Raw genomic sequence first — 25,562 nt, 5'->3', positions numbered from 1 at the left:
TCCCGGCCTGCGCGTCTCAAACGTCAATATGCGACGCCCCGCAAACGTTCTGCGGCAGGTCATGCGTCTGCCGAATCCCACGTCAGCTTATGCCCGCACGATGGGCATCAGCCGCGGCCCATCGTACTGGAAAATGCGGCTGATCGGTGCGACACATTGGCGGGGTGCGACCGGCGGTTGTTCAAAGCTGCGGCATTGGTGTCGCGGCTGATGGGGTGATCATGTGGGGATCCATCATATCGGAATGGGCGAGCCTGCTGCTGCGCTGGCTGCACGTGGTTGCCGCGATCGCCTGGATCGGCAGTTCCTTCTATTTCATCGCCCTCGATCTCAGCCTCAGGCCCAAAAGCGACCTACCGAGCGACCTGCCTGATGGCGTGCAGGGCGAGGCCTGGCAGGTCCATGGCGGCGGCTTCTACCGGATCATGAAATATCTGGTCGCACCGCGCCAGATGCCGGACGAACTGACCTGGTTCAAATGGGAGGCCTATACCACCTGGCTGTCCGGCTTCGCGCTGATGGTGGTGGTGTATTATCTCGAGGCCGATTTGTTCCTGGTCGACAAGTCCATCCTCGACCTGACGCCATTCCAGGCCGGCCTGTTCAGCTTCTTTAGCCTCGCTCTGGCATGGCTGCTTTATGAGGCCGCGTGCCGCACCGGGCTTGCGCAGCGCGAGCTGCCCTTCGCCATCGGCGGCTATCTGTTCCTGGTCGCGCTGACCTACGCCTTCACCCATGTGCTGAGCGGTCGTGGCGCCTTCAACCAGATCGGGGCGATCATCGGTACCATCATGGTCGCCAACGTCTTCGCGCTGATCATCCCGAACCAGAAGAAGATCGTGGCCAGGCTGATCGCGGGCCAGGCGCCCGACCCGAAACTCGGCAAGGCCAGCAAGGAACGCTCGGTCCACAACAACTATCTGACCTTGCCCGTGGTTGTGCTGATGATCAGCAACCACTATCCCCTGCTCTACGCCACGCGCTTCAACTGGATCATCGTCGCGATCATCCTGGCGCTCGGTCCCGTGATCCGCCATTTCTTCAACGCGCGGCATGCGGGGCGCAAATCGCCGTGGTGGGTGTGGGGCGTCGCAGCGCTCGGCGTGATCGCGATTCTCTTCCTGTCCGCCGCCGGACCGCGCGACGCCAAGATCAGCGCGCTGCCGGCACGGCCGACGCTCGCCAATGTCGAGGAGATCGTGATGAACCGCTGCAGCATGTGCCACGCGGCCGAGCCGGTCTGGGCCGGCATCGTCACTGCGCCGAAAGGCATATTGCTCGACGCGCCCGAGCACATCCATCGCAACATCCGCCTGATCGGGCGTGTGGCAGCCTGGTCCAACGCGATGCCTCCCGGCAACATCACCGAGATGACCAGCGAGGAGCGCGCCATCGTCGCCGCCTATATCGAGCAGGCGCACTGATGCCGTCGCGCGTCGGCAGAGCATTTCGCGGAATGAAATTTCCGCATCTCCCACTGAATTGAAAATGACTTGAGCGCCTATCCGGCGTAGACAGGAGCTGTGGCCGCTGTCGCGGCCAAAGTCAGTTGCATGTGCGGGGAAAGAACAGTGGCCCTCAAGAACGTCATCGGTATCGACCACGCCGTGGTCATGGTGAAGAACCTCGACCAGGCTGCCGAGAATTACCGGCAGCTCGGCTTCACTGTATCGCCGCGCGGCACCCACAGCATCCATATGGGCACCGGCAACTACACCATCATGTTCGACCCCGACTATATGGAGCTCCTCGGCGTGCTCGCTGCGACCGAGCTCAATGCCCCGGCGCGCGCCTTCCTCGACAAGCATGGCGAAGGCCTCGAACGCATCGCCTTCACCGCAGTCGATGCCGCCGACGGCGCCGAGGAGATCCGTGCGCGGGGCCTGACGCCGATCGGCCCGACCGATTTCGAACGGCCGGTGACGCTGCCTGATGGCAGGGTCTCGGCGGCGAGATTCCGTACCTTCATGTGGCCGACCGCGGAAGCGCCCGGCGGCGTGCGCATCTTCGCCTGCCAGCACAAGACTCGCGAGACGGTGTGGATTCCCGAATTGATGAAGCACGCCAATGCGGCCAGGCGGATCAAGCAGACGCTGATCGCAACGCCCGAGCCCGCGAAGGAGGCCGCGCATCTCGGCCGGCTGATCGACCGCGAGCCGAAAACGGATGCCGACGGCGCGGTCACCGTGCCCTCCGGCGGCGATCGCGCTGACTTCGTCTATCTGACGCTGGACCAGCTCGGCAAACGCTATCCCGGCGTGCCGCTCGCGCGCCTCTCAGAGCGCGGCGGCGCGGCGCTGGTGCTCATCAGCGGCGATCTCGCGGCCACCGAGAAGGCGCTGGGATCAGTCGCTGTGCGCAGCGGGGCTGCGATCTGCGTGCCGCCGGCCAAGGCCAACGGCACCCTGCTCGCCTTCATTGCCGGCTGATTTGAACGAGTTCTCTAACAAGCGTTGACCGAGATCGCGATGCGCAAGGATTTTCCCAAAGACTAGTTCGAGGCGCGGCTGCCGGCCGTCTTGCCCTGCTGCCTCGAGGAGGTATCCGTCGGCGCATCGAGGAAGACGACGGGTGTGCCGCGCTTCACGTTCTCGCCGAGCACACGCGCATCCCAATTGGTGAGCCTGATGCAGCCGTGAGACGCGGACTTGCTGACCCTGTCGGGCTCCGCCGTTCCATGAATGCCATAGCCCTGCGCCGACAGTCCGATCCAGTACGAACCCACCGGATTGTTCGGCCCCGGCTTGATGTCGAACGGCCTCTTCGATTTGACACTCTTGAACTTGTACTCGGGATTGTAGTGATAGGTCGGCTGCTCGTGGGTGCCGGTTACCTTCAGCGTCCCCATCGGCGTCGGACGATCCGGACTGCCGATCGTCGCCGGGTAGAACGCGACGAGATGACCGGAGCCGTCGAACGCCTTCAACGTCGCTCGCGTCTTGTCGATCTCGACCCGCGCAATGCGCGGAAGCTCCCGTCGCGCCGGAACGTTGGCCACGACGATCGTCTCGCCGGCTTTGTCGAAAGCCTTCCTTGGATTGAGCGTCTTCAATAGCTCTTCGCTCATGTGGAATTTTTCCGCGAGTCCTTCGAGCGGACTGGTGTAGCTCAGCGCCTGCAGTGACTTCATCTCGTCGAGCTTGGCCGGCAGCCTCTTGAGGAACGGCCCCTTCACGTCTGCATCGGTGATCTTGTAGTCGACGACGACAGGACCTTCGCTCGCCGCGCTCAGCTGGTCCCACAGTTCCGGGGCAATCGTCTTGTCGAAGGCGATCCCGTTCTGCTCGGCGAACGCCTTCATCGCCTTCTGCGCGTTCTCGCCGAACTTGCCGTCGATCTGGCCGGGCGAGAATTGCGCACGATCGAGCAAGATCTGAAGCTTCATCACCGAAGCGTTGAGCTTGTCGGTTGCCGGCTGCTTTTCGGGACGCGCAGCATCATTCACCGCCACTGCGTCGAGATTTCCCGCGAATGCCGGGCAGAAGAACCAGAGCGACATCACCGCGCCAAGCATCCATCGCATCATGATCGCTCGTCCCAGTTCGCAAAGTGATCCGCAAAACCGCGGAGAGTTTCTCTTTGGGAACACCGTAGTAACACCGACGGAACCCATGAGACCGCAGCTTTGCCGCAATCGCGCGGTTAAGAACTCCTTATCGCCGGCGCATCGCTGGCCGTACATCCCACAGTTCGAGGTTGCCCCAGCAAATGCGATTTGTCGTCGCGGCTTGCGCCGCGTTCATGATTTTGACGTGCAACCTCGATCCGTCGGCGTCCCGGCAAACATCAACACTCGACACCACTATTCTTCAGAACAATCATGCCTCGCCACTTGTTCCGGTGGTCGAACTCTTCCTCGCCAGCGTGCAGGCCATCGAGCTCGCCAATGCACACGCGGCCCTTGAGGAGAAGGGCGAACCGCCGCGCGCAGCAGAGACCGTCGCCGAGGGTCCGGTTTCACCGACAGACCGGTTCTGCCACGCGCTTCGCGAAGCCGCCGAGGCCAGCGGCATTCCGGTGCCGTTCTTCGCGCGCCTGATCTGGCAGGAGAGCCGCTTCAAGTCGAACGAGGTCAGCCACGCCGGCGCGCAGGGCGTCGCGCAGTTCATGCCGGAGACCGCGGCCGAGGCCGGGCTCGATGATCCCTTCGATCCCATGAAGGCGCTGCCGGCATCGGCAAAATTCCTGCGCAAGCTCCGTGACGATTTCGGCAATCTCGGCCTCGCCGCCGCCGCCTACAACGCAGGTCCCGGCCGCATCCAGAAGTGGCTTGCCAAGGAGAGCGAGCTGCCGCGCGAGACGCGCGACTATGTCCGCATCATCACCGGCACCAAGGCCGAGGACTGGACCGAACGCGCGGAAGCGCTCGCAATCCGGATCGACCTGCCACGCGAGGCGCCGTGCGAAGGCATCGGCAGCCTCTCGAAAGCCAGGGATGTTGCCTGGGTTCCGGTCAACCTGACGCCATCGGTCACGACCATCATCCGCAAGGCAGAACAGCTTGCCGCGCGACTGACGGCGAGCCGCGCCCGCAAGCGGTTCGCAACCATGCTCCGGAAGAACACTTCGGCTCACGGCAAGGCGCGCAGCATGATTGCAGCACGCGCGGCCGGAAAGAGCGCGAAGGCACGCGCCGTTCGCTTCGCATCACGCGAACGGCCTTCCGGCTAGTTTTGGAGCCGCCCGAGCGCTAAAACGCTCCGTTCCACTTTCCCGGACAGGGGGATGGACCCTGTGTCCGCACGGAACCTGCGATGCCATTGAAGAGTGCCGGGATCATCGCCTATCGGAAGCGCCGCAGGCTCGAGGTTCTCCTCGTTCATCCTGGAGGGCCGTTCTGGCGCAACAAGGATCTCGGCGCATGGTCGATCCCGAAGGGCGAATATGCGGACGAAGAAGATGCGGAAATCGCCGCGCGGCGGGAGTTTGCCGAAGAGCTTGAGCTTGAGCTTGAGCTGTCCGTGCCGCTGATCGCGCTTGGAGAGGTCAAGCAGCGCGGCGGCAAGCTCGTCACCGCGTTTGCTGCCGAGCTCGACATCGATACGAGCAACATTCGCAGCAACACGTTCGAGATCGAATGGCCGCCACGCAGCGGCAAACGGCAGACCTTCCCGGAGGTCGACCGTGCCGAATGGTTCACGCTTGAAGAGGCGCAGGAGAGGATCAATGCAGGACAACGCCCGCTGCTTGATCGGCTAGAGCGATTGGCCAGCGGCGAGTAGGCGCGTCGCGATGACGGCTATTCCGAGCAAAGCAGACTTTCCTACTCCGCCTTGATGTTCGCGGCGGCCACGACCTCGGCAAGCTCCTTCGTTTCCTTCGTGATCTTGGCGGCGTACTCAGTCGGGCCGAGCACGCTGACCACGCCCTGCGAGCCGAGCTTCTCCTCAACCGCAGGATCCTTGGCAGCGGTGACGATCTCCCGGTGCAGCGTCTCCAGGATCGGTGCCGGCGTCGCCTTCGGCATGAAGAAGCCGACCCAGAACGAGATGTCGAAGCCGGGATAGCCGGCTTCCGCAACGGTCGGCACATCGGGCAGCGCCGGCAGCCGCTCGGCTGACGACACCGCCAGCGCGCGCAACTTGCCGGCCTTGACCAGCGGCACGGCGGAGAGCGGATCGAACACCGCCAGCACCTCCTGCGCGAGCAGGCCGACCTCGGACGCCGAACCGCCGCGATAAGGCACGTGGATCAGCTTGATGCCGGCCTTCTGGCTGAGCAGCTCCATGGCGAGATGGGCGAGATTGCCGTTGCCGCCCGAGCCGTAAGCGAGCGCGCCGGGTGCGGCCTTCGCGGCGGCGACGAGATCGGCCACGGTCTTGATGCCGGCGGTCTTGGGATTCTCCGGATTGACCACGAGCACCAGCGGCGCCGAGACCACGGTCGTGAGCGGCGCGAAGTCCTTCTCCGGATCGTAGCGGATATCTTTGAACAGCGTCTTATTGAGCGTGATCGTGGACGAGTTGCAGGCGAGAATGGTGTAGCCATCCGCGTCCGCGCGCGCGACGCCTTCGGCGGCGATCATGCCATTGGCGCCGGCGCGGTTCTCGACCACGAAGGGCTGGCCGAGCTTGTTGCTTAAGCGATCGCCGATGATGCGCGCGACCACGTCGACCGGGCCGCCGGCGCTGAAGCCGACCGCGATCTTGATGGGCCGCGCCGGATATTTCTGCGCGAGCGCCTGTGTCGTCACGCACAATCCGGCGACAATCGTCATCAGGCGAAGCGTTCGTTGCATTCGTTCCTTCCCCAGACCTCATCGCGCCGCTTGTGCATGCTTGTTGGCGCGGCGCGCTCGAGGGACATGATGAGCGGCGGCGCCGAAATTCGCAATCGCGTCTGCGCGCCGGCATTCCGCCGCGCGGCACGAGAGAGCAGCTCCGCAACAAAAAATGCGAAAACAACCCCATGCACAGTAGCCGACCGTTGTCGAAACAACGACTTGGGCAGGACAAGGCACATTTCTAGTATTACGAACTCGAATTGACACGTCGGGCAAAACACCGGCATAATGGCATGATCGCAACGGCCGTGAGCGCCAGGGCCATTTCAGCCCTGCGCGGCTCGAGCTGGTTGCACGTAAGCCCTTCATCGACATCTGAAAATCGCAATCACCGCGCGGCACGCGCGCGACCGGCTTCGCGCCGCAAGCGCTCGCGCCAGCGCCAGCAAAGGACCTTAGGACATGACGCCATTTCCCCATCGCACCAGCATGTCACCGATCGCGGCAACGGATCGCAGCAGACCCACGCCCCGGATCAAGCTCACCCGACGGCGCCTGGAGATCCAACATCCCGACGCGCAAACTGGCGAACGGCTGCTGGCCGAGGCGCTCGGCGCAGTCGATCGCGACGCGCTGCACGGCATCCTCAAGCAATTGCTCAAGGCGAGCGTGATCGAGCGGAAGCCCAATGAGGCCAACCTCGCCTTCATGATCTCGATGATGAAGAGCATCGCACCCAGGGATTCGGTCGAGGCCATGCTGGTGGCGCAGATGGTGTCCGTCCACGTCGCGGCGATGCGCTCCGCCTGCCGCCTCGCCTTCACCGACCATCTTCAGCAGCAGGAAGGGATCACCCGCGCATTGACCCGGCTCGCCCGAACTTTTGCAGCCCAGATCGAGGCGCTCAGCCGCCACCGCAGCAGCGGCGAGCGCGCCATCACGGTGCAGAATGTGTCGGTGCAGGACGGCGGTAGCGCCATCGTGGGCAACGTCACGCAGCATGCGAGCGTCATCGTGGCGGAAGCGAGCGCGACGGATACCACTGCGAATGCAGAAACGACCACGGCGGAGAACGGCGCCAGCGCATGAGCCGCGATCACGTCCGTAACACGGATGCCATGCAGTCGAGCCCGCGCTGCGGCGCACGGACGCGCGGCGGCACCGTCTGCCGCGCGCCGGCGCTGCATGGCAAGGCCCGCTGCCGCATGCACGGCGGCGCGTGGGGATCGGGCGCGCCGAGGGGAAATCAGAATGCGCGGCAGCATGGCGCATTCGCACAGGACGGACTAGCGGAGCAGCGCGCGATCCGGGTGCTGCTGGGTGAGACAAGGAAGCTGCTGGCCGAGCTGAAGTCAGGTTAGCGTCCGGATTCAAATGCTCGCGGCGTCGGAACTTCCCGCGCTGGCATCGCTTTGAACTCCGCAAATGGAAGAATTCGCCATGACCTCCGAAACGGAACTGAAATTCCGCGTTGCGCCGCGAAACTTGTCGTCAGTGTTGCGGAACGGCCGTTTGAGCGGGCGGCGCGGCGACCAGTGCGAACAGTCGCTCGCGTCGACCTATTACGATACGACCAAGCATAAGCTCAAACGCCATGGCGTGACGTTGCGCGTCCGCAAGATCGAGGGCCGCTACGTGCAGACCGTGAAAGCTGGCGGCGCGGGCAGCGTGACGCGGGGCGAATGGGAGCACGAGGTTTCCGGTGCAAACCCCGACCTGAGCAAGACGAGACATACGCCGCTCCAGGACCTTGCGACCCGAAAGCTCCCTCGCAAGCTAAAGCCGGTCTTCCGGACCGACATTCATCGCATGGCGCAGGCCCGACGCGTCCGGAAGAGCCAGATTGAACTTGCGGTCGACCGCGGTCGCATCAGCGCCGGGCGCCATTCGCGGCCGGTTGCCGAGCTGGAGCTGGAACTGAAGTCCGGCCATGTTGCAGACCTGTTCCGCCTTGCCCGCGATGTCGAGCGCAGCACTGGGGCAGAGCTCGATCTGCGCTCGAAGGCCGAGCGAGGTTATCTGCTCGTCGCGGGCGGTGGCGGCGGCGCGCAACGCGCCGAACCGATCGCGCTGAAGGCTGGGCTGTCGCCGCGCGAGGCCTTCCGAATCATCGCGCATTCGACGCTGCGTCAGGTCACGGCGAATGCCGATCCGGTGCGTGACACGGACGCCGAAGGGGTCCATCAGATGCGCGTCGGCCTGCGGCGCCTGCGGGCGGCCATCTCGTTGTTCGCCGATATCTTGCCGCGCGCGAGCACTGCGCGGATCAAGGCCGAGCTGAAATGGCTCACGGGCGAACTGGCGCCTGCGCGTGAAATCGACGTGTTCCTGAACGAGAGCATCCGGCCGATCACCGAGCAGGACGTGCCGCGACGCGGCGCCCGCGCGATCCGCAAGAGGTTCTCCGGGCAACGACAGGCGGCATTCGAGCGCGCACGCGAGGCCGTGATGTCGGGGCGTTACCGCCGCCTGCTGATCGACGTGATCGAGTGGATCGAAGGCGGACGGCCTCACACCGATGACGACCGCACGATCCCCGCCTACGCCGCGGAGATGCTCGATCGGCGCATCCGGAAGGCGCGCAAGCAGGGCAATCGCCTGAACGATCTCGATCCGATGCAGCGTCACAAGCTGCGGATCAAGATCAAGAAGATTCGCTACGCCGTGGATTTCTTCGAGAGCCTCTACAGCGATGGCGACCAGAACGAGCTCGCAGCCCTGTCCGACCGGCTGAAGCAGATTCAATCCGCGCTGGGATCGCTGAACAACTTCATGGCGCATTGCGAGCTGGCGACGGAGGCTGCATTGACGGCGCCGCCTGCGCACCGCCGCGCCCAGGCTTTCGCGGCGGGCATCATCGTCGGTGCGGAACGCAAGGCCGCGGGCGGCCTGATGCAGGACGCAGCAAACGAGCTGCATCGGTTGCGCCGGCTGCGCGCGGCGCCGAATGGACGAGCGTAGGAGCACCGACATGGGATCCGACATGGCTTGGGTCGGCACTTGGCGAAATCAATTCGGCTCCATCTTGCGCATCACTGATGATGCGAACGGCCGCATCGCGGGGAATTTCGAGACCGCGCTCGAAGACAGCGGTTTTTACGGGCAGGCGGTGCCGATCACCGGGTTTCACAAGGGCAATTGCATCGCCTTTGTCGCGGTGGGCTCGTCTGCGACGGGCGACCGGGCCGTCTCCTATACCGGACTGCTGCGTCACGGAAAGATGGAGACCGCCTGGTTCGTGATCGCAGACCAAGCGCTGAGCGCGGCCAGGGAGGGCGAGCCGGCGAAGCTGAAACCGGTGAACTGGTGGCGCGCCGTGACCACGAACGTCGATACGTTCGAACGGAGCTACGGCGCGTAAATCGTGTCCGCTTCGCTCTGCTTACGGCGCACAGCGGACTTTCTCGTGAATTCCAACCGCGTTGCGCGAAAACTCCCCGCCTAGCGTCCGTCCACGGTGAAGGCGAGCAGCACGTTGCCGGGCGCGGTACCATAATTGGTGTAGCCCGAGTTGACGTAGAGGATGCCCCCGGCGATCACCGGTCCCGGTCCATCGAGCGAGCCGCCATGCGCCGACACGCCGTTTACGGTCGCATAGTCCCGCATGGTGTCGACGTCCCAGATGATCTCGCCGCTCTTGGCGGCATAGGCCCGCAGGTGGCCGTCCAGTCCGCCGGAGAACACCACACCAGGAATGGCGGTTACCGCAGCCGACTGCGCGGGGCTGCATCCCGGCCGATCACCGCAGCCCGGATGTGCCGCGTGCCAGACGATCTCGCCCGTCGCCTGGGTCATCGCATACAGCCCGCCGCCCTGACTTGGATCGAGCTTCATGGGTATCCCGAAGACCGATTTCTGCGCGCCGGCGGCGGCCGGCGGCACGGCCTTCATGCCGACATCCGACACCGCGACATAGACGTTCGCATCATCCGCAGCCGAGCCCCATTGCACGCCGCCGAGCGTGCTGCCGAGTCCCACCCGGCGCTGCCAGATGATGGCACCATCGCGGTCCGGATCGAGCGCGTACACCATGCCGGATTTCTGGCCGGCAATGAGCGCACGACGTCCGTCAGGTAGATCGACCAGCATCGGAGAGGAGCCGAAATCGAAATCGGGACCCTTGGTCCCGGGGCAGTTAGCGCGATACTGGCTGCTGCACGCGACGTTGTAGGCATCACCCTCGGTCAGCTGCCGCGACCAGACGAGCCGTCCGGTGCCCAGATCGAAGGCCACAAACGCGTCGGAGGTCGTGGAAGCCGGGTCCAGATAACTGTCGCCCGTCGTCGCATAGATCCGACTTGTCTTGAGGTCGACGGTCGGCGACGACCAGATCGCGCCGCCAGAGGGTCCGAAGAGTTGGACACCGATCTCGTTGAGGCGGATTGGCTGGGCCGGCGGGCTGACATAGCCGCGCCACAGCACCTCGCCGGTCCTGGCGTCGAGCGCGGCGATCAGACCGCGGAAGGTGCAGCAAGAATAGCGTGGATCGATCGCCAATACCTCTTCGACGGAGGAAACTGGCACATAAAGCACATTATTGGCCAATGTCGGCGCGCCCGTGATCACGGCCCCCGCATGCGCATCGACACGTCGCCTCCACAGCAGCTTTCCGCTCTCGGCATCGAGCGCATAAGTTTCACCGCGTTGATCGCCGAAATAGGCGGTCGTGCCCCGCTCATCCTCGCCGATGGTGATCGCGGTGCGTACGCCGAAGCCGGCGTCGAACACCCAGCGCTGGCAGCCAAGTCTGGCATCCAGCGCATAGACCTTGCCCCCCGCACTGCCCACGAAGACCCGGCCGCCCCAAACCGTCGGCTGCGCGTAGGCTCTGGTATCGCCGGGAAAGCCGAACGCCCATTTGAGCTTCAGACGCGGAACATCGTCCGGCGAAAGCTGGGCCATGGCAGCGGGTTGAAACCGGTGTTGAGCGATGTCGACGCCCCAGCCGTTCCAGCGCGGCAACGAAGCGTCCGCCAGCGCGGGGCCCCGCACATCGCACGTGGAATCCGGCAGTGGTTGCTGCTGCTCCGGCGCTGTCCCGACGAGATAGCGAACGATGGTCTGAATTTCGCGTTGGCTCAGGTCGCGCCCCTGCTGGCTCATCATGCCGAACATCAAGGCAAAGCTCATGCGCTCAGGCCTGAATTGCCACAGCGCGTTGGCGTCAGGCGCGCGTGCCACGCCACCCTCGTGGCACGATGCGCAGCGCGTGCGGTAGAGCACCTCGCCGCGCGAGTTTAGCGCCTCCTCCGCATGATCCGGAAGCACGCCAGTGAGCAATATGCCCACTCCAAGCAGGAGGCGTGCGGAGAGCGTGCATCCAGAGCGGCGCCTGGCCGTACTCGTCATTCTCGCCTCCCTCGCATAACTGAAGCGTGCTTCGGCAACAGAAGATCAGCGCGCGGGTCGTCAACGCGTACCACGAATAAACAACCAAAGCGAGCTTGAGGGATCCAGGATTACCGGTGGCGGTCATCTCGCGATACGGTCCTGTGACGGGCCGCCCGCGCCGCGGCTTATCCGCTTGCGCGGCGTCTGCCTCGTCGGCGCTTCGGGAAGTACCCGAAAGTGCAGTTCTCGGGCGCAAACGGGACGCAGGAACGGTGAGGGTCCACAGAGAGCCAATTTCGGCGGATTGGATCCATCGGGACTTTAAGCGGATTGATGTCCGCGCTAGCGCGGCGTGATCTCATTGACGGCAGCAATCTGCAGCCCAGCCTCGTTCAGCGCTTCGGTGATCTGCTTGGCCAGCAGCTTGGCTTCTTCGGTTCCGATTTGGACGTCAGGATGTCCCTTGAAGAACGCGCAAACCGTCGTGGCGATGATGGTATTCACCTGGTGCGGATCATCCATTTGCTGCACGCGAAATTGCGAATGACTTCACCGGATCGGCGGTGCGTCAGCCTGCAGGACCGAGACGGTCATCGCAAGCCGAAGAACGAAAGAATGGCCGCGATCACAACGACGAGCCCTATGAGCTAGATCAGGCCGTTCTTCGCAATTCTCCTTTTCGACTTGATGACTTGGATTTTATTCGAGGGTCGTGGGCGTATCCTTGGCATTACACTGCTGAACGGTCAGCTTCTCGATCTCCACTTCCTTCTCTATGGCCGTTAGAGAGTTGCCGATCTTGTCGACGATCCTGACCAGATCGGTATTGGAGATGCGAAGCCGCCTGCGTACGGACTTGACCTGCACTGCGTTCGCAAGATCGAGCGTTGTGCGGATGGGCCGTGGCGGTCTTGAGGACAGCATGAATAGATCTCCTGACCGAGGTAAGAGCGACGATGTCTTTTTTGTTCCTATCGTCCGCCGACTGAAGGCCCCCGAACGGAGATGAGTACGGCGAGGCGGGTGGCAGCCGTCGCGGGCACCGCGGAGCCAGCTACGACAGGGTTGAGATGGCCGACCTTATCCGCGCGGCGTAACGCCATGGCCCGCTACCGCGCCGCGAACGGTTTCGAGGGTGGCGCGTTGCAACGCGGCTCGCCTCTCGGCAATGGCATTGCTCAAGAGGTCGAGCACCAGCCCGAATGCCGCCAGCTCCTCACCCTCGATAGCGCCGTCATCGTAGCACTCCAGCGTTTCAGCGATGATGGCGTCGGCCTCGCGCTGCAGGGCCAGAAGTTCCTGATTGGATTCCGCGGTCCGCGCGCTGGACACCATGGCCAGGATTCTCTTGCGATGGCTGGTGTTGTCCTCCCTTTCGTCGCGGTTCAAATAGCGACGCAACCAGGCGCCGGCCGAGCCGATTCCGGAGAGAAGCAGAAGCCCGAACCAGAAGTAGTCGCCATAACGGTCGAGGAAGGTGCGTTCATTGCCGTCAATGACGGCCGCCGCTCCCCGATGGACCTGAAGTTCGGTGTCCTTCTCGAGGTCCGGCTTGGCGATGTGTGCAGCCCCGGGGGCCAGCCGCGCAATCGTCTGGCGAACGGCAAAGAGCTGCCGGAAAAAGGCGGCGACCGTCGTTTCGGACAAGGTCTTTCTCGCCACGATGAGATGGCTGACGCTGACCGTCTCAACTTTGTCATCCGGCCAAGCTGGATCCGCATTGAAGACGCTGGGCGGAATCTCCTCGGATTCATAGCGGGGATACTTCAGGGCGATCGCTTCCGATGTCTCGATGGCGAGAAACTTCGGTTCGCCGCGTGCCCGCGCCGTTGCCACGACGGCCTCCGATGTAATTTTGCTGTCGAGCGGCCCGACCGCCATGAATGCATCGAGGGTGCGATCGCGCGCCAGCTCCTGGATCTGTTCAGTGCCAAAGTGCGTCACCGCGACCTTGTCCGCCTGCACTCCGGCGGCGCTCAGGATGACGCGCAGCAACGCGGCGTTCGCCGGGGTCCGCCCGATCACGCCGACACGGCGCCCTGCGAGATCGGCGACCTCCTTGATTTTCGGCGGGCTCTTTCTTTTCGAGCCCTTGCCGGCAAGTCCAGACGGCGCCCACAGCACAACGAAGTTCTTGCGCAAGACAGCGACGGTCTGCGCCGCGGCGGGCATTTCAAGGTCGCCGCGGCCGACGGCAAGGTCCGCCTTGCCAGCCCCAAGCAGGGCGAGAGACTCCACCGCCCCTTCGGTTTTGATCGGAGCCAGCCTGATCGTTCGGCTTTCGCTGCCGAAGGCATCGGCCATCGCCTGAATGACTTTGTAGTCGTCGCTGCCCGGCGGTCCAACGGCGATCCGGAGAACGTCCGGCCGCAACGCATAATAGAGTGCACCCGCTGCGGCGCCAAAAACAAGAAATCCAACGGCGAGGACCAACAGTAAGGAATTGCTCCTTCTCCGCTCTCGGCGGGCCGCGTCACTGGTCGTCTGACTTGGGCTCTCGGACGAGGACATTGCCGCTGCCACCGCAGATCAAGGCGCCTCCCGCTGCGCAGGATACCACGTTTTCCCGAGCATAACGTCTTGGCGGCCGTCCTGGTTCACAACCGTCCGCGGCCTGAACGCCTGCCAAGCGCGCCGTCGTGACGGCCGGCACCCGGCAAGGGTCATGCTGATTGCCGGCTGCCTGCACCTGGTCATTCGCGCGGAGATCCAGAGAAGCCACATTCCGGAATGAGGGGGTCCCGCTGCTGCCATTGGCGCCCGCCCCGCGATCATGTACGCCGATCCGAAATCTTCTCGGGACGGGACGCCCATGACGACCGCTGCCACGAAAGACGCGGGAGATGGCACCCGCGCGCTGATCTTTGCGCTGCTTGCGCTGGCCTGCGGCCACATGCTCTCGACCTTGTTGCGCACCATTCCGGCCGTCAGCCTCGACCTGATGGCGGCGGATTTCGACATGGAGCCGCAGGCGCTCGCCAGCCTCACCTCGGTCTATCCCTTCGCCTTTGCCGCGGCGCAGATCCCGGTCGGCGCGGCGATGGATCGCTTCGGCGTGCGGCCGGTGGCGCTCAGCCTGCTCGCGGGAACCGTGATCGGTGCCATCGCGTCGGGGTTTGCGACCGGGCCTACGAGCTTTGCAGTCGGGCAGGTGCTGCTCGGCGTTGCCACCTCGGGCATGCTGATGTGCCCGATGACCCTTGCCGCCAAGCAATTGTCGGCAGGCCGCTTCGGGCTATGGTCGGGCGCGATCCTCTCGATCGGCAATATCGGCATGCTGCTGTCGTCGAGCCCGCTCGCCTTCGTGGTCGACAATTGGGGCTGGCGCGCCGGGTTCTGGATCTCCGCAGCTGGCGGCATCGCGGTGGCGCTCGCCGTGTTCGCGCTGGTGCCGCACCAGGCGGCCGAGCACAAGGACGATTCCTCGCCGCTGTCGCAGATGATCGAGGTGCTCCGGCTCGGACTGTCGCGGCCCTTGCGCGGCCTGATCGCGCTGGCGCTGGTGTCGCTCGCGAGCTCGCTGGTGCTGCGCGGCCTGTGGGGCGGACCGTGGCTGATGCAGGTCAAGGACCTGTCGCGGGTCGAGGCCGGCAACCAGCTCGGCGCGTTCACGCTGGCGATGATCGCCGGCCCCCTGTGCATCGGCATGATCGACCGGAGGCTGGGCCATCGCCGCGCGCTGGTAGCGGCCTCGCATATGGTCGGGGCGCTGCTCCTGGCGCTGATGGCGTTGGGGGCGCCGCATTACGCGGTCTCCGTGCTGTTCGGCCTGCCGTCGATGCCGCCACAATACGACCTTGTGCTGTTCGTGCTCATTGGCCTTGCGACCTCCGCGCAGCCGCTGCTGTTCGGCATGTCCCGGCAGCTGGTCGATGCGCAAACCACGGGCAAGGCGCTCGCGGCCGTGAACCTCGCATTCTTTCTCGGCGCGGCCTTGATGCAGTCGGTCACCGGCGCGGTGGCGGCGCTCGCCGGTCTGCCGGCGGTGCTGCTGTTCATGGCTGCCATGCTGGCATTCGGCGTGCTGATCTTCTTGGCTTACACCTCGCCAAGCCCATAAAGCGCGATGAGATCGGAATGAATCGTCATCGCGCTTTAGGTTATTTGTTTGAGCATGATCTTTTCGGAAAACCGCTGCACACTTTTCCGGATCATGCTCTAGGATGACGCGCCCCGCCCGCCAAAGGAATCACTCATGCCCGTCGACACCAAAGCCGCCACCGACCGCCTCATGCGCTTCCTCTCTGTCGAGGGCGTGACGGGACAGGAGGCGGCGATCGGGCGAGAGCTCACGGCTGCGCTGAAGGAGAGTGGCGTGCCGGCGAAGGCGATCCGGCTCGACGATGCCAACACGCGCATTCCCGTGCCGACCGAGACCGGCAACCTCATCGTCGACCTGCCCGGCCGCGGCGCGCTGCACAACCAGCCGCGCATCATGTTCATGACCCACATGGACACCGTGCCGCTCTGCGCCGGTGCGAGACCCAAGAAATCGGGCCGCAAGATCGTCAACGCGGCCAAGACCGCGCTTGGCGGCGACAATCGCTGCGGCTGCGGCGTGCTGGTGACGCTGGCCGCGGAGCTCGAAAAGCAGAAGCTCGATCATCCTCCGATCACGCTCTTGTTCTGCGTGCGCGAGGAGAGCGGGCTCTATGGCGCGCGTCACGTCAAGCTCGACGAGCTCGGCTCGCCGGTGATGGCGTTCAACTATGACGGCGGCTCGGCCTCCAATGTCGTCATCGGCGCGGTCGGCGCCGACCGCTGGACCGTCGAGATCTTCGGCCGCGCCTCCCATGCTGGCGTGGCGCCGGAGCGCGGCATCTCCTCGACCATGATCATGGCGCTGGCGCTCGCCGAGGTGAAGGCCGGCGGCTGGTTCGGCAAGGTGATGAAGGGCAAGCAGCAAGGCACCAGCAATGTCGGTCCCGTCACCGGCGGCGAGGGCCGCCCCGCGGGGGACGCCACCAATGTCGTCACCGACTACGTGCATGTGCGCGGCGAGTGCCGCAGCCACGACGGAAAGTTCTTCAAGGAGATCACCAAGGCCTACAAGGCCGCGTTCGAGAACGCGGCCAAGAAAGTCACCAACGCGCAAGGCAAATCCGGCAAGGTCAAGTTCAAGGCGCAGACCGATTATTATCCGTTCCGCATGAAGGAGAGCCTGCCCGTGGTCAAACGCGCGATCGCGGCGGTCTCTGCCGTCGGCGGAACTCCGAACGTCCGCGCCGCCAATGGCGGCCTCGATGCCAACTGGATGGTCCGCCACGGCATTCCGACCGTGACCTTCGGCGCGGGGCAGAACGAGGCGCACACGATCGACGAATGGATCAATCTCGACGAATATGACCGCGCCTGCGCGCTGGCGCTTCAGCTCGCGACGATGCGATGAGATAAGCCTGTAGGGTGGGTTAGCGCAGCGTAACCCGCCAACGCTCTCGCCGCGGATGCAGAAACGGTGGGTTACGCCAGCGGACTGCGCTTCGCGCAGCCGCGTGCTAACCCACCCTACGAAACAAAAAACAGGGAGGCCACATGGCGCGCATCGCAACGACCGAGACCGGATTCTACCGGATCCCCCTCCCCATCACGCTCTCCGACTCCACCCATGGCGAGATCGCCGCGTTCGAGCTGATCACCTGCCGCATCCGTGATGCCGATGGCGCCGAGGGCGTCGGCTACACCTACACCGTCGGGCGCAATGGCGGCGCCGTCGCCGACATCCTCACGCGCGAGATCCCCGCGCAGATCGAGGCACGCGAGGCCGACGACACCGAAGCGATCTGGCATCACCTCTGGTGGGCGCTGCATTATGGCGGCCGCGGCGGGCCGGTGATGCTGGCGCTGTCCGCGCTTGATATCGCGCTGTGGGACCTGAAGGCGCGGCGCGCCAAGCTGCCGCTGTTCCGCCTGCTCGGCGGTTTCGACGCGGCCGTGCCGTGTTATGCCGGCGGCATCGACCTCGATCTTTCCGTCGATGAGCTGCTCAAGCAGACCGACGGCAATCTCGCCAAGGGATTTCGCGCCATCAAGATGAAGGTCGGCCGGCCCGACCTGAAATCCGACGTCGCGCGCGTCTCCGCGATGCGGCAGCATCTCGGCGACGGTTTTCCGCTGATGGCGGACGCCAACATGAAATGGACCGTCGAGGAGGCGATCCGCGCTGCGCGTGCTTTCGTTCCCTACGACCTCACTTGGCTCGAGGAGCCGATCATCCCCGATGACATCGCAGGCCACGCGCGGATCATGCAGGCCGGCGGCGTGCCGATCGCGGCCGGCGAGAATCTGCGTTCGCTGTGGGAGTTCAAGAACTACATCGCCAGTGGGGCGGTGTCCTATCCCGAGCCCGACGTCACCAATTGCGGCGGCGTGAGTGCATTCATGAAGATCGCGCGGCTGGCGGAGGCCTTCAACCTGCCGGTCACCAGCCACGGTGCGCACGACATCACCGTGCATCTGCTCGCGGCCTGCCCGAACCGCTCCTATCTGGAGGCGCATGGTTTCGGGCTGGACAAATATATCGAGCATCCGCTGGTGCTGAAGGACGGCATGGCGCTGGCGCCGGACCGGCCCGGCCACGGCATTGGTTTTGACTGGAAGGGGCTGGCGAAGCTGGCGGGGTAGCGTTCAATCGTGGCCGCGAACGAGGTGCGCTCCCTCTCCCGCTTGCGGGAGAGGGTTGGGGAGAGGGTATCTCCGCAACGGGACAATCTCCTAGGCGAAAGAACCCTCACCCGGCGCTACGCGCCGACCTCTCCCGCAAGCGGGAGAGGTAAGTGGGGCCGCGGCAAGATTGGGCTCATCGGCCATCATCAGACTGATCGTTGCTGCACGCGTGCTATTCTCGTCTGCTGGATGCACAGGTCGCAGACTTCGATATGATAGCCGCAACCGACATCACCCAAGAGCCTCCACCTTGACACCCGAGCTGCACCAGAAACTGACCGCGTGGCGCCAGCACCTGCATGCGCATCCCGAATTGTCCCTGCAGGAGAAGGCCACCGCCGCCTTCGTGCAGGACAGGCTCACCGAGCTCGGCATCCCCTTCGTCTCAGACATCGGCGGGCACGGCATCGTCGCGACCTTGATGCGCGGGCATGCGCAGAGGCGCGTCGGCCTGCGCGCCGACATGGATGCGCTGCCGATCACCGAGGACACCGGCCTGCCCTACGCCTCAAAAAATCCCGGCGTGATGCATGCCTGCGGCCATGACGGGCACACCGCCTCGCTGCTCGGCGCGGCGGCGCTGCTCGCCGCCGACACCGATTGGAGCGGCACGGTCGATTTCATCTTCCAGCCGGCCGAGGAAGGCTTTGGCGGCTCGCGCGCGATGGTCGCGGCCGGGCTGTTCGACCGCTTTCCGATGGAACGGGTGTTCGGCTTCCACAACTGGCCGGGCCTTGCCGCCGGCACCATCGCGGTCCATGACGGCGTCGTCATGGCCTCCGGCGGGCGCATCACCATCACCATCGAGGGCCATGCCGGGCATGCCGGCATGCCGCATCTGACGCGCGATCCGGTGATGGCGGCCGGCCATTTGATCGTGGCGCTGCAATCGATCGTGGCGCGCGGCGTCGATCCGCTCGACACCGCCGTGCTCTCGTTGTGCACGATCGAAGGCGGCACCGCGCCGAACCAGATCGCCGGACGCGTCGTGATCCGCGGCACGCTGCGGTACCACCGCGATGCGGTCAAGGACACCATCCTCGACGGGATCGAGCGCAGCTGCGCTGGCATCGCGACCAGTTTTGGCGTCAAGGTCACGCCCGAGATCGTCATGGGTGTCGGCGTGGTGATCAACACGCCGGCGGAAGCGGGCCTCGCGCGCATCGCCGCGGCGAAGGTGCAGGCTCCCGTGCGGCGCGACCTCGCGCCCAGCATGGCCGGTGAGGATTTTGCGTTCTACCTCCAGCAGCGGCCGGGCGCCTTCGTCTGGATCGGCAATGGGGACTTGCGTGACGGCGCGGAGTTGCACGGCCCGCGCTATGATTTCAACGACACGATCCTCCCGGTCGCGTCAAGCTGGATGGCCGAGGTCGCCAAGACGGCGCTGGCGTCGAACTAGGCCTGCTCAGGAAATCTCGCGCGGCAGCTTCCAGTCCGGCAGCGGCTCGCAAACCTCGTCCACCCGCTTGACGTGATAGCCGGCAGGCAGAATCCGGCCGCCTTCCTCGTCGGCGACCGGAACGTCGGTCACCAGTCCCTCGATCAAGGCGGCTTCCCACACCTCTTTCTCCGTCGGAAAGGGACTGCCGATCTGCTTGTTGCCTTCGAACAGCGCGTACATCGGTTCCGGTCCTGCGTTGGCTAGAGCATTATCGAAAACGCTCTAAGTTCACGAGCAACGTATCGGCCGCACGGACGTTCCCTTCCGACAAATGGCAACGGATGGCACGCAAAAGATGGCGCGCGTTCTGATCGGCACCTCCGGCTGGCACTACGCCTCCTGGCGAGGCCCGTTCTTTCCCAAGGGCGTGACGCTGAAAGAGCAGCTTCGCTACTACGCCGGACAATTCGACACCACCGAGCTGAACGGCGTGTTCTACCGCACGCCGACGCCGGAGGCGGTGAAAGGGTGGCGGGAGCAGACCGGGCGTGATTTCGTCTTCGCCTGGAAGGCGTCGAAATTCATCACGCACTGGAAGCGCCTGTCGGGCCGCTCCGTTAACAGCCTCAAGCTGCTGGAGGATCGCATCTCACGGCTGGGCCGCAAAGCCGGCCCGATCCTGTTCCAGCTCCCGCCGCAATTCGAGGCGGACGCCGACCGCCTCGCCGCCTTCTTCAAGCTGTTGTCCGGAAAACGGCGTTACAGCTTCGAATTCCGTCATCCGAGCTGGTATCAGCCGCGCATTCTGCGAATGCTGGCCGACGAGAACATCTCGCTGTGCCTGTCCGATCATCACGATGCGCCGGCACCATGGAAGCGCACGGCGGATTTTGTCTATGTGCGCGGACACGGGCCGAGCGGGCGTTATCACGGGCACTATACCAAAGCCACGCTCGCGCAATGGGCGCGGCGGATCAAGTCGTGGAAGCGACAGGGCTGCGACGTCTATGTCTATTTCGACAACGACCAGAAGAGCGCGGCACCGGCCGATGCGCGGGCGTTGAAGCAGTTGCTGTAGCAGGCGGACGCCGGCTCGCCGCGCATAGCTCGACCTCTTGATTCCCGCCATTGACGAAGGGAACGGACACCCGCTGACCCCGCGCGTTCCGCGCCTCGCGGCGCGCCCCCTGCGCTTGACGCAAGGCGTCTTGAGAGGTCTAATAGGTACTGACAACAATTGTTCGCATTCCGAACATTTTGCAGCCGGACAGAGCGGGCTCACAACACCGCGTCCGTCACCAGAGGAAACGTCATCGATGCAAGCCATCCTCAACGGCGAGAGCACGCTCATCATCACGATGATCGTCGCCTATATCGCCTTCACGTCCTGGCTCACACTGAAACTGCGCAGCCGAACCAGCGAGCAGTTCATGACCGGCGCGCGCGCAATGCCGGCCGTCGTCGTCGGCGTGCTGATGATGTCCGAATTCGTAGGGGCCAAGTCGACCGTCGGCACGGCGCAGGAGGCGTTCCAGTCGGGCGTCGCGGCAGGCTGGGCCGTGCTCGGCGCCTCGATCGGCTTCTTGCTGTTCGGGCTGTTGATGGTGAAGAAGCTCTACAATTCCGGCGAATACACCATCTCGGCCGCGATCGCGCAGAAATACGGCAAGTCGACCATGCTCACGGTATCGGTGATCATGATCTACGCCCTGCTGCTGGTGAATGTCGGCAATTACGTCAGCGGGGCAGCGGCAATCGCTACGGCGCTGCATGTCAGCCTGCCGATCGCGATGTGCATCATTGCTGTCGTCAGCACCTTCTACTACGTGTTCGGCGGGCTGAAGGGTGTCGCCTGGGTGACGATCCTGCACAGCGCCTTCAAAGTCGTCGGCATCCTCATCATCTTTGCGGTGGCGATGTCGCTGACCGGCGGGATTGCGCCGATGCAGGCCAAGCTGCCGGCGCACTATTTCAGCTGGGACGGCAAGATCGGCTTTGCGACCATCTTCGCCTGGACCTTCGGCACGGTCGGCGCGATCTTTTCGACGCAGTTCATTGTCCAGGCGATCTCCTCGACGCCGAGCGCCGACGACGCCCGCAAGGCGACCTTCTATGCCGCGGCGTTCTGCCTGCCGCTCGGCATCCTCCTCGCGCTGATCGGTGTCGCCGCGAAATTCCTCTACCCTGACATGAACAGCCTCTACGCCCTGCCGGTGTTCCTCGAGAAGATGCCGCCGCTGGCCTCGGCCTTCGTGACCACCTCGCTCGTCGCCTCGATCTTCGTCAGCGTCTGCACGGTGGCGCTCGCGATCGCCTCGCTCGTGGTGCGCGACTTCTACGTTCCCTACTGGAAGCCGACGCCGGAGCGCGAACTGAAGATGACCCGCGTGTTCTCGGTGCTGATCGGCATCGTGCCGCTGGTCTTCGTCTTCTTCGTTCCGGAAATCCTCAAGCTGTCGTTCTTCACGCGCGCACTGCGCCTGTCGATCACGATGGTGGCGATGATGGGCTTCTATCTGCCGCTGTTTGCCAGCAACCGCGGCGCCACGGCCGGGCTGATCGGCGCGGCGGTGTCGACCACGGTCTGGTACCTGCTTGGCAACCCGTTCGGCATCGACAACATGTACGTCGCCGCCGTGACGCCGTTGGTCGTGATGGCGATCGAGCGCCTGGTGCTGAGCCGCTCGCCCACCGCCCCGGCGACGCCGCAGGCGGCGCAACCAAACGCCCTGATGGAAAGGACTTCGACATGATCGCCGACATGGAGATCGTCGCCGATGGCGTCGTCCGCCCGGTGGCCGGCGATCCCGAGCGGTTCGACGCCTTCATTCCCTCGCCTTGCGTGCAGAACCACGCCGCCAATCTCATGCCGCTCGCGGGCGGCGATCTGGCTTGCGTCTGGTTCGGCGGCACGCAGGAGGGCATGTCGGATATCTCCATCTACTTTTCACGCCTCCCCCGTGGCGCGACACAGTGGTCGCCGGCCGAAAAGCTCTCCGATGACAAGGGACGTTCGGAACAGAACCCGGTGCTGTTTCCCGCTCCCGACGGCACGCTGTGGCTGATGTGGACGGCTCAGCTCGCCGGAAACCAGGACACCGCGCTGATCCGCCGCCGTCTCTCGCGTGACAACGGCAAGAGCTGGGGCCCGATCGAGACGCTGTTCCCGGAGCAACGCGGCCGCGGCACCTTCATCCGCCAGCCGGTCGTCGTGCTCGACAATGGCGACTGGCTGCTGCCCGTGTTCTATTGCCACAGCACGCCGGGCCGGAAATGGAACGGCGACGAGGACACCAGCGCGGTGAAGATCTCGTCGGATGCCGGCGCGACCTGGCGAGACGTCGACGTCCCCGGCAGCCGCGGCTGCGTGCATATGTGCATCGCGCGCCTCGACGACGGCTCGCTGCTCGCGCTGTATCGCAGCCGCTGGGCCGACAACATCTATCAGAGCAGGTCCGCGGATCACGGCCGCACCTGGTCGGCGCCGGTTGCGACCGCGCTTGCCAACAACAACTCATCTATCCAGTTTACGCGGCTCGTGAACGGCCATCTCGCACTCGTGTTCAACGACTCGAGCGCCAATGACGCAACCGGGCGTCGGCTCTCGCTCTATGACGAAATCGAAGATGATCTGCCACCGGTTCTCGCCGCCGACGGCAGCACCGCGAAGGGACGCACCGCATTCTGGGGCGCGCCGCGGGCACCGATGACGCTGGCGGTCTCGGCCGACGGTGGACGGAGCTGGACCAGGCGCAACGTCGAGACCGGCGACGGCTATTGCATGACCAACAATTCGCGCGAGCAAAGCAATCGCGAGCTATCCTACCCGTCCGTCAAGCAGACCGCCGACGGCGCGCTCCACATGGCGTTCACCTTCCACCGCCGCGCGATCAAATATGTGCGCGTGAGGGAGCCATGGGTGATGCGCGGCGCCCGGGACTGAGATCGTGGACAAGCGGCCTCACGCCCTCGTCACCGGCGCCAGTTCGGGGATTGGCGCTGCGATCGTCGAGCGGCTGCTGCGCGACGGCTGGCGCGTCACCGGGATCAGCCGGCGGGCCGGACCGTTCGAGCATCCGGCCTTCGATCATGTGTCGCTCGACCTAGCCGACGTCGAGGCCATCGCGGACGCCGTCGCGGGCATCGCGCCGACTGCGCTGGTTCATGCCGCCGGCATGCTGAGGGTCGGTCACCTCGGGTTGCTCGACCACGAGGACGGCGCGGCGATGTGGCGGCTGCATGTCGACGCCGCCGAGCGCCTCGCCAACGCGCTGGCACCGCGCCTGCCGAAAGGAGGGCGCATCGTCTTCATCGGCAGCCGCACCGCATCGGGTGCGTCCGGCCGCGGACAATATGCCGCGACGAAGGCGGCGCTGGTGGCGCTCGCGCGGTCCTGGGCAATCGAGCTCGCACCTCGCGGTATCACCGTCAATGTCGTTGCGCCGGCTGCGACCGAGACGCCGATGTTGAAGGATCCCTCGCGCGCCGATGTTGCGCCAAAACTGCCGCCAATCGGCCGTTACATCCGCCCCGAGGAAGTTGCCGGCGCAGTCGCCTTCCTGCTCTCGGCGGAAGCCGCCGCCATCACCGGACAGCAGCTGGTCATCTGCGGCGGCAGCTCGCTTTGAATGCTCCGCCATCCCGGAGCTTGCACCATGATAGCTAGATGATGCCGCCCTGCCGGAGCGCCGCGATCGCGGCCTCGTCGTAACCGAGCTCAGCCAGGACGAGATCGGTGTGCTCGCCAAGGGTCGGCGGGCGCGTTGCGATGTCGCCCGGCGTCTCCGACAGGCGTACGGCGGCGCGGGCGACCGGCGCCGGTTTCGGCAGGCCGGGATAATCGACGTCCTGCATGAAGCCGGCGGCACGGATGTGCGGATGGTTCAGTGCCTGTTGCGGGCTGAGGACAGGTCCGGTCGGAATCATCGCGCGTCCCAGCGTGTCGACCGCCTCCTGCGTGGTGCGCTCGGCGCACCAGCGCGCCATCCGTTCGCTGATGATGGGGCCGTTGTTGCCGCGGCTGATGTCGTCGGCAAAGCGCGGATCGTTCAGCCACTGCTCCTCCTCGCCCATGAGCCTCGCCCAGCGCTTGAACAGCGGATGACCGGTGACCTGGCACAGCACCCAGCCGTCTTGGGTGCGGTAGATGTCGGCTGGAGCCGCGGTCTGGCCGAGATTGCCTGTCGGCACGCGGTTGACTGATATGACCGCCTGCTCGATCAGCGTGGCATTGGTGAAGGACAAGGCGGTTGCGAGCAGCGCGCCCTCGACGATCTGCCCGCGCCCGGATTTGCCGCGCTCGATCAGCGCGGCGAGCGTTCCGAACGCGCAGTGCAGCGCCGTGCCGAAATCGACCCAGTTCACCGCGGCCCGATACGGCGGATCGCCCGCGCCCGTCATGTACACCGAGCCCGACATGACCTGGCCGACGCCGTCGAAGCCGACGCGGTCGGACCAGGGCCCCGGCCCGCCGAACGCGGTTGCCGTGGTCAGGATGATGTCGGGCTTGACCGCCTTCAAGGATTCGTAATCGAGCTTCATCGCGCGCAGCGTCTGCGGCGGCAGATTGGCGACGACCACGTCGGCGGTGGCAACCAGGCGGCGCATCACCTCCTGCCCCTCCGCCTTCATCGGATCGAGCGTAATGCACTTCTTGTTGCGGTTGACCTGGAGAAACAGCGCGCCTTCGCCATCTTCGCCCACCGGCGCCACGAAGCGATCCTCGCTGCCGTCGCGCTTTTCGACGCGAATGACCTCGGCGCCGAATTCGGCCAGCAAGGTCGCGCAATAGGGACCTGCGATATAGCGCCCGAAATCGAGAACGCGGACGCCTTCGAGAACTCCTCCCATCGATCCCTTCCCCAATGTTTTCGTCAGATTACAGGGACTGCCCGCGACAGCAAGGCGGCAATGGACATGATGCCCAGCCCGCAAGATGTGAACGGCGACCAGTTTCGGCGGACG

General features: G+C 64.8%; 24 protein-coding genes. 16 read left to right on the top strand and 8 right to left on the bottom strand.

All coding sequences use genetic code 11. The annotated features are described in order from the left end of the window. Nucleotides 1–221 precede the first annotated feature (221 nt). Nucleotides 222–1,424, top strand: a complete 1,203-nt coding sequence (locus tag BLV07_RS31515) for a urate hydroxylase PuuD (RefSeq protein ID WP_091893721.1) — start codon at nt 222–224, stop codon at nt 1,422–1,424. Nucleotides 1,425–1,571: 147 nt separating this feature from the next. Beyond that, nucleotides 1,572–2,429 (top strand): VOC family protein, encoded by an 858-nt coding sequence (locus tag BLV07_RS31510; protein ID WP_091893719.1) that lies wholly within the window; start codon nt 1,572–1,574, stop codon nt 2,427–2,429. Between the two features lie 62 nt (nt 2,430–2,491). Here BLV07_RS31510 and BLV07_RS31505 read toward each other — a convergent pair whose 3' ends face one another. Then, nucleotides 2,492–3,526, bottom strand: a complete 1,035-nt coding sequence (locus BLV07_RS31505) for a L,D-transpeptidase family protein (RefSeq protein ID WP_091893717.1) — start codon at nt 3,524–3,526, stop codon at nt 2,492–2,494. A gap of 182 nt (nt 3,527–3,708) precedes the next feature. Between BLV07_RS31505 and BLV07_RS31500 the strand changes: the two genes are divergently transcribed. Both BLV07_RS31500 and BLV07_RS31495 read left to right on the top strand, forming a co-directional pair. Then, the gene (locus BLV07_RS31500; RefSeq protein ID WP_091893715.1) at nt 3,709–4,671 is read left to right on the top strand and encodes a lytic transglycosylase domain-containing protein; all 963 of its coding nucleotides are present in this window, start codon (nt 3,709–3,711) and stop codon (nt 4,669–4,671) included. A gap of 83 nt (nt 4,672–4,754) precedes the next feature. Next, nucleotides 4,755–5,222, top strand: coding sequence for an NUDIX hydrolase (locus BLV07_RS31495; RefSeq protein ID WP_091893713.1), 468 nt, complete (start codon nt 4,755–4,757; stop codon nt 5,220–5,222). 41 nt (nt 5,223–5,263) lie between these two features. Here BLV07_RS31495 and BLV07_RS31490 read toward each other — a convergent pair whose 3' ends face one another. Then, nucleotides 5,264–6,238: a Bug family tripartite tricarboxylate transporter substrate binding protein gene (locus BLV07_RS31490; protein ID WP_091893711.1), complete on the bottom strand. Its 975-nt coding sequence runs from the start codon at nt 6,236–6,238 to the stop codon at nt 5,264–5,266. A 447-nt stretch (nt 6,239–6,685) separates the two neighbouring features. Here BLV07_RS31490 and BLV07_RS31485 point away from each other — a divergent pair, with 447 nt between their 5' ends. The 4 genes from BLV07_RS31485 to BLV07_RS31470 all read left to right on the top strand — a co-directional run bounded on the left by BLV07_RS31485 (nt 6,686) and on the right by BLV07_RS31470 (nt 9,584). After that, a complete protein-coding gene (locus BLV07_RS31485; RefSeq protein WP_091893709.1) occupies nt 6,686–7,312 on the top strand; it encodes a hypothetical protein in 627 nt (208 codons plus the stop codon). Further along, nucleotides 7,309–7,584, top strand: a complete 276-nt coding sequence (locus BLV07_RS31480) for an HGGxSTG domain-containing protein (RefSeq protein WP_091893707.1) — start codon at nt 7,309–7,311, stop codon at nt 7,582–7,584. Before BLV07_RS31485 ends, BLV07_RS31480 begins: the two co-directional genes overlap by 4 nt. A gap of 79 nt (nt 7,585–7,663) precedes the next feature. Continuing rightward, nucleotides 7,664–9,184, top strand: a complete 1,521-nt coding sequence (locus BLV07_RS31475; protein ID WP_091893753.1) for a CYTH and CHAD domain-containing protein — start codon at nt 7,664–7,666, stop codon at nt 9,182–9,184. Nucleotides 9,185–9,194: 10 nt separating this feature from the next. Continuing rightward, nucleotides 9,195–9,584 (top strand): avidin/streptavidin family protein, encoded by a 390-nt coding sequence (locus tag BLV07_RS31470; protein WP_244551255.1) that lies wholly within the window; start codon nt 9,195–9,197, stop codon nt 9,582–9,584. 80 nt (nt 9,585–9,664) lie between these two features. Here BLV07_RS31470 and BLV07_RS31465 read toward each other — a convergent pair whose 3' ends face one another. The 4 genes from BLV07_RS31465 to BLV07_RS31450 all read right to left on the bottom strand — a co-directional run bounded on the left by BLV07_RS31465 (nt 9,665) and on the right by BLV07_RS31450 (nt 14,065). Then, nucleotides 9,665–11,572 carry an outer membrane protein assembly factor BamB family protein gene (locus BLV07_RS31465; protein ID WP_091893703.1) on the bottom strand — a complete coding sequence of 636 codons (1,908 nt, stop codon included), beginning with the start codon at nt 11,570–11,572 and terminating at the stop codon, nt 9,665–9,667. Nucleotides 11,573–11,896: 324 nt separating this feature from the next. Then, on the bottom strand, nt 11,897–12,076 hold the full coding sequence (locus tag BLV07_RS31460) for a hypothetical protein (protein WP_091893701.1): 180 nt from the start codon (nt 12,074–12,076) through the stop codon (nt 11,897–11,899). A 177-nt stretch (nt 12,077–12,253) separates the two neighbouring features. Then, a complete protein-coding gene (locus BLV07_RS31455; protein WP_091893699.1) occupies nt 12,254–12,478 on the bottom strand; it encodes a hypothetical protein in 225 nt (74 codons plus the stop codon). 156 nt (nt 12,479–12,634) lie between these two features. Beyond that, a complete protein-coding gene (locus tag BLV07_RS31450; RefSeq protein ID WP_091893697.1) occupies nt 12,635–14,065 on the bottom strand; it encodes a TAXI family TRAP transporter solute-binding subunit in 1,431 nt (476 codons plus the stop codon). Between the two features lie 301 nt (nt 14,066–14,366). Between BLV07_RS31450 and BLV07_RS31445 the strand changes: the two genes are divergently transcribed. From BLV07_RS31445 to BLV07_RS31425, 4 genes are all read left to right on the top strand, one after another. After that, nucleotides 14,367–15,614, top strand: a complete 1,248-nt coding sequence (locus BLV07_RS31445; protein ID WP_091893695.1) for an MFS transporter — start codon at nt 14,367–14,369, stop codon at nt 15,612–15,614. 135 nt (nt 15,615–15,749) lie between these two features. Beyond that, nucleotides 15,750–16,943, top strand: coding sequence for a M20/M25/M40 family metallo-hydrolase (locus tag BLV07_RS31440; RefSeq protein ID WP_091893693.1), 1,194 nt, complete (start codon nt 15,750–15,752; stop codon nt 16,941–16,943). A 143-nt stretch (nt 16,944–17,086) separates the two neighbouring features. Then, nucleotides 17,087–18,175 carry a mandelate racemase/muconate lactonizing enzyme family protein gene (locus tag BLV07_RS31435; RefSeq protein ID WP_091893691.1) on the top strand — a complete coding sequence of 363 codons (1,089 nt, stop codon included), beginning with the start codon at nt 17,087–17,089 and terminating at the stop codon, nt 18,173–18,175. Between the two features lie 292 nt (nt 18,176–18,467). After that, the gene (locus BLV07_RS31425) at nt 18,468–19,616 is read left to right on the top strand and encodes an amidohydrolase (RefSeq protein WP_091893689.1); all 1,149 of its coding nucleotides are present in this window, start codon (nt 18,468–18,470) and stop codon (nt 19,614–19,616) included. A 6-nt stretch (nt 19,617–19,622) separates the two neighbouring features. Here BLV07_RS31425 and BLV07_RS31420 read toward each other — a convergent pair whose 3' ends face one another. Next, nucleotides 19,623–19,838, bottom strand: coding sequence for a hypothetical protein (locus BLV07_RS31420; RefSeq protein ID WP_091893687.1), 216 nt, complete (start codon nt 19,836–19,838; stop codon nt 19,623–19,625). A 115-nt stretch (nt 19,839–19,953) separates the two neighbouring features. On the opposite strand from BLV07_RS31420, the gene BLV07_RS31415 reads away from it, so the two are divergent. The 4 genes from BLV07_RS31415 (at nt 19,954) to BLV07_RS31400 (ending at nt 24,226) form a co-directional block, all read left to right on the top strand. Then, complete coding sequence (locus BLV07_RS31415) at nt 19,954–20,676, top strand: DUF72 domain-containing protein (RefSeq protein ID WP_091893751.1); 723 nt, start codon at nt 19,954–19,956, stop codon at nt 20,674–20,676. 238 nt (nt 20,677–20,914) lie between these two features. Then, complete coding sequence (locus BLV07_RS31410) at nt 20,915–22,351, top strand: sodium:solute symporter family protein (RefSeq protein ID WP_091893685.1); 1,437 nt, start codon at nt 20,915–20,917, stop codon at nt 22,349–22,351. After that, on the top strand, nt 22,348–23,541 hold the full coding sequence (locus BLV07_RS31405; protein ID WP_091893683.1) for a sialidase family protein: 1,194 nt from the start codon (nt 22,348–22,350) through the stop codon (nt 23,539–23,541). The genes BLV07_RS31410 and BLV07_RS31405 overlap by 4 nt, the downstream gene beginning before the upstream one ends. Nucleotides 23,542–23,545: 4 nt before the next feature. Further along, nucleotides 23,546–24,226 (top strand): SDR family NAD(P)-dependent oxidoreductase, encoded by a 681-nt coding sequence (locus BLV07_RS31400; protein WP_091893681.1) that lies wholly within the window; start codon nt 23,546–23,548, stop codon nt 24,224–24,226. A 34-nt stretch (nt 24,227–24,260) separates the two neighbouring features. On the opposite strand, the gene BLV07_RS31395 is transcribed toward BLV07_RS31400, so the two are convergent. Continuing rightward, nucleotides 24,261–25,448, bottom strand: a complete 1,188-nt coding sequence (locus BLV07_RS31395; RefSeq protein WP_091893679.1) for a CaiB/BaiF CoA transferase family protein — start codon at nt 25,446–25,448, stop codon at nt 24,261–24,263. Nucleotides 25,449–25,562: the final 114 nt, after the last annotated feature.

The organism is Bradyrhizobium sp. Rc2d (genome assembly GCF_900099855.1).
Taxonomy (GTDB): Bacteria; Pseudomonadota; Alphaproteobacteria; order Rhizobiales; family Xanthobacteraceae; genus Bradyrhizobium.
This window is presented reverse-complemented; position numbering and strand designations above follow the sequence as displayed.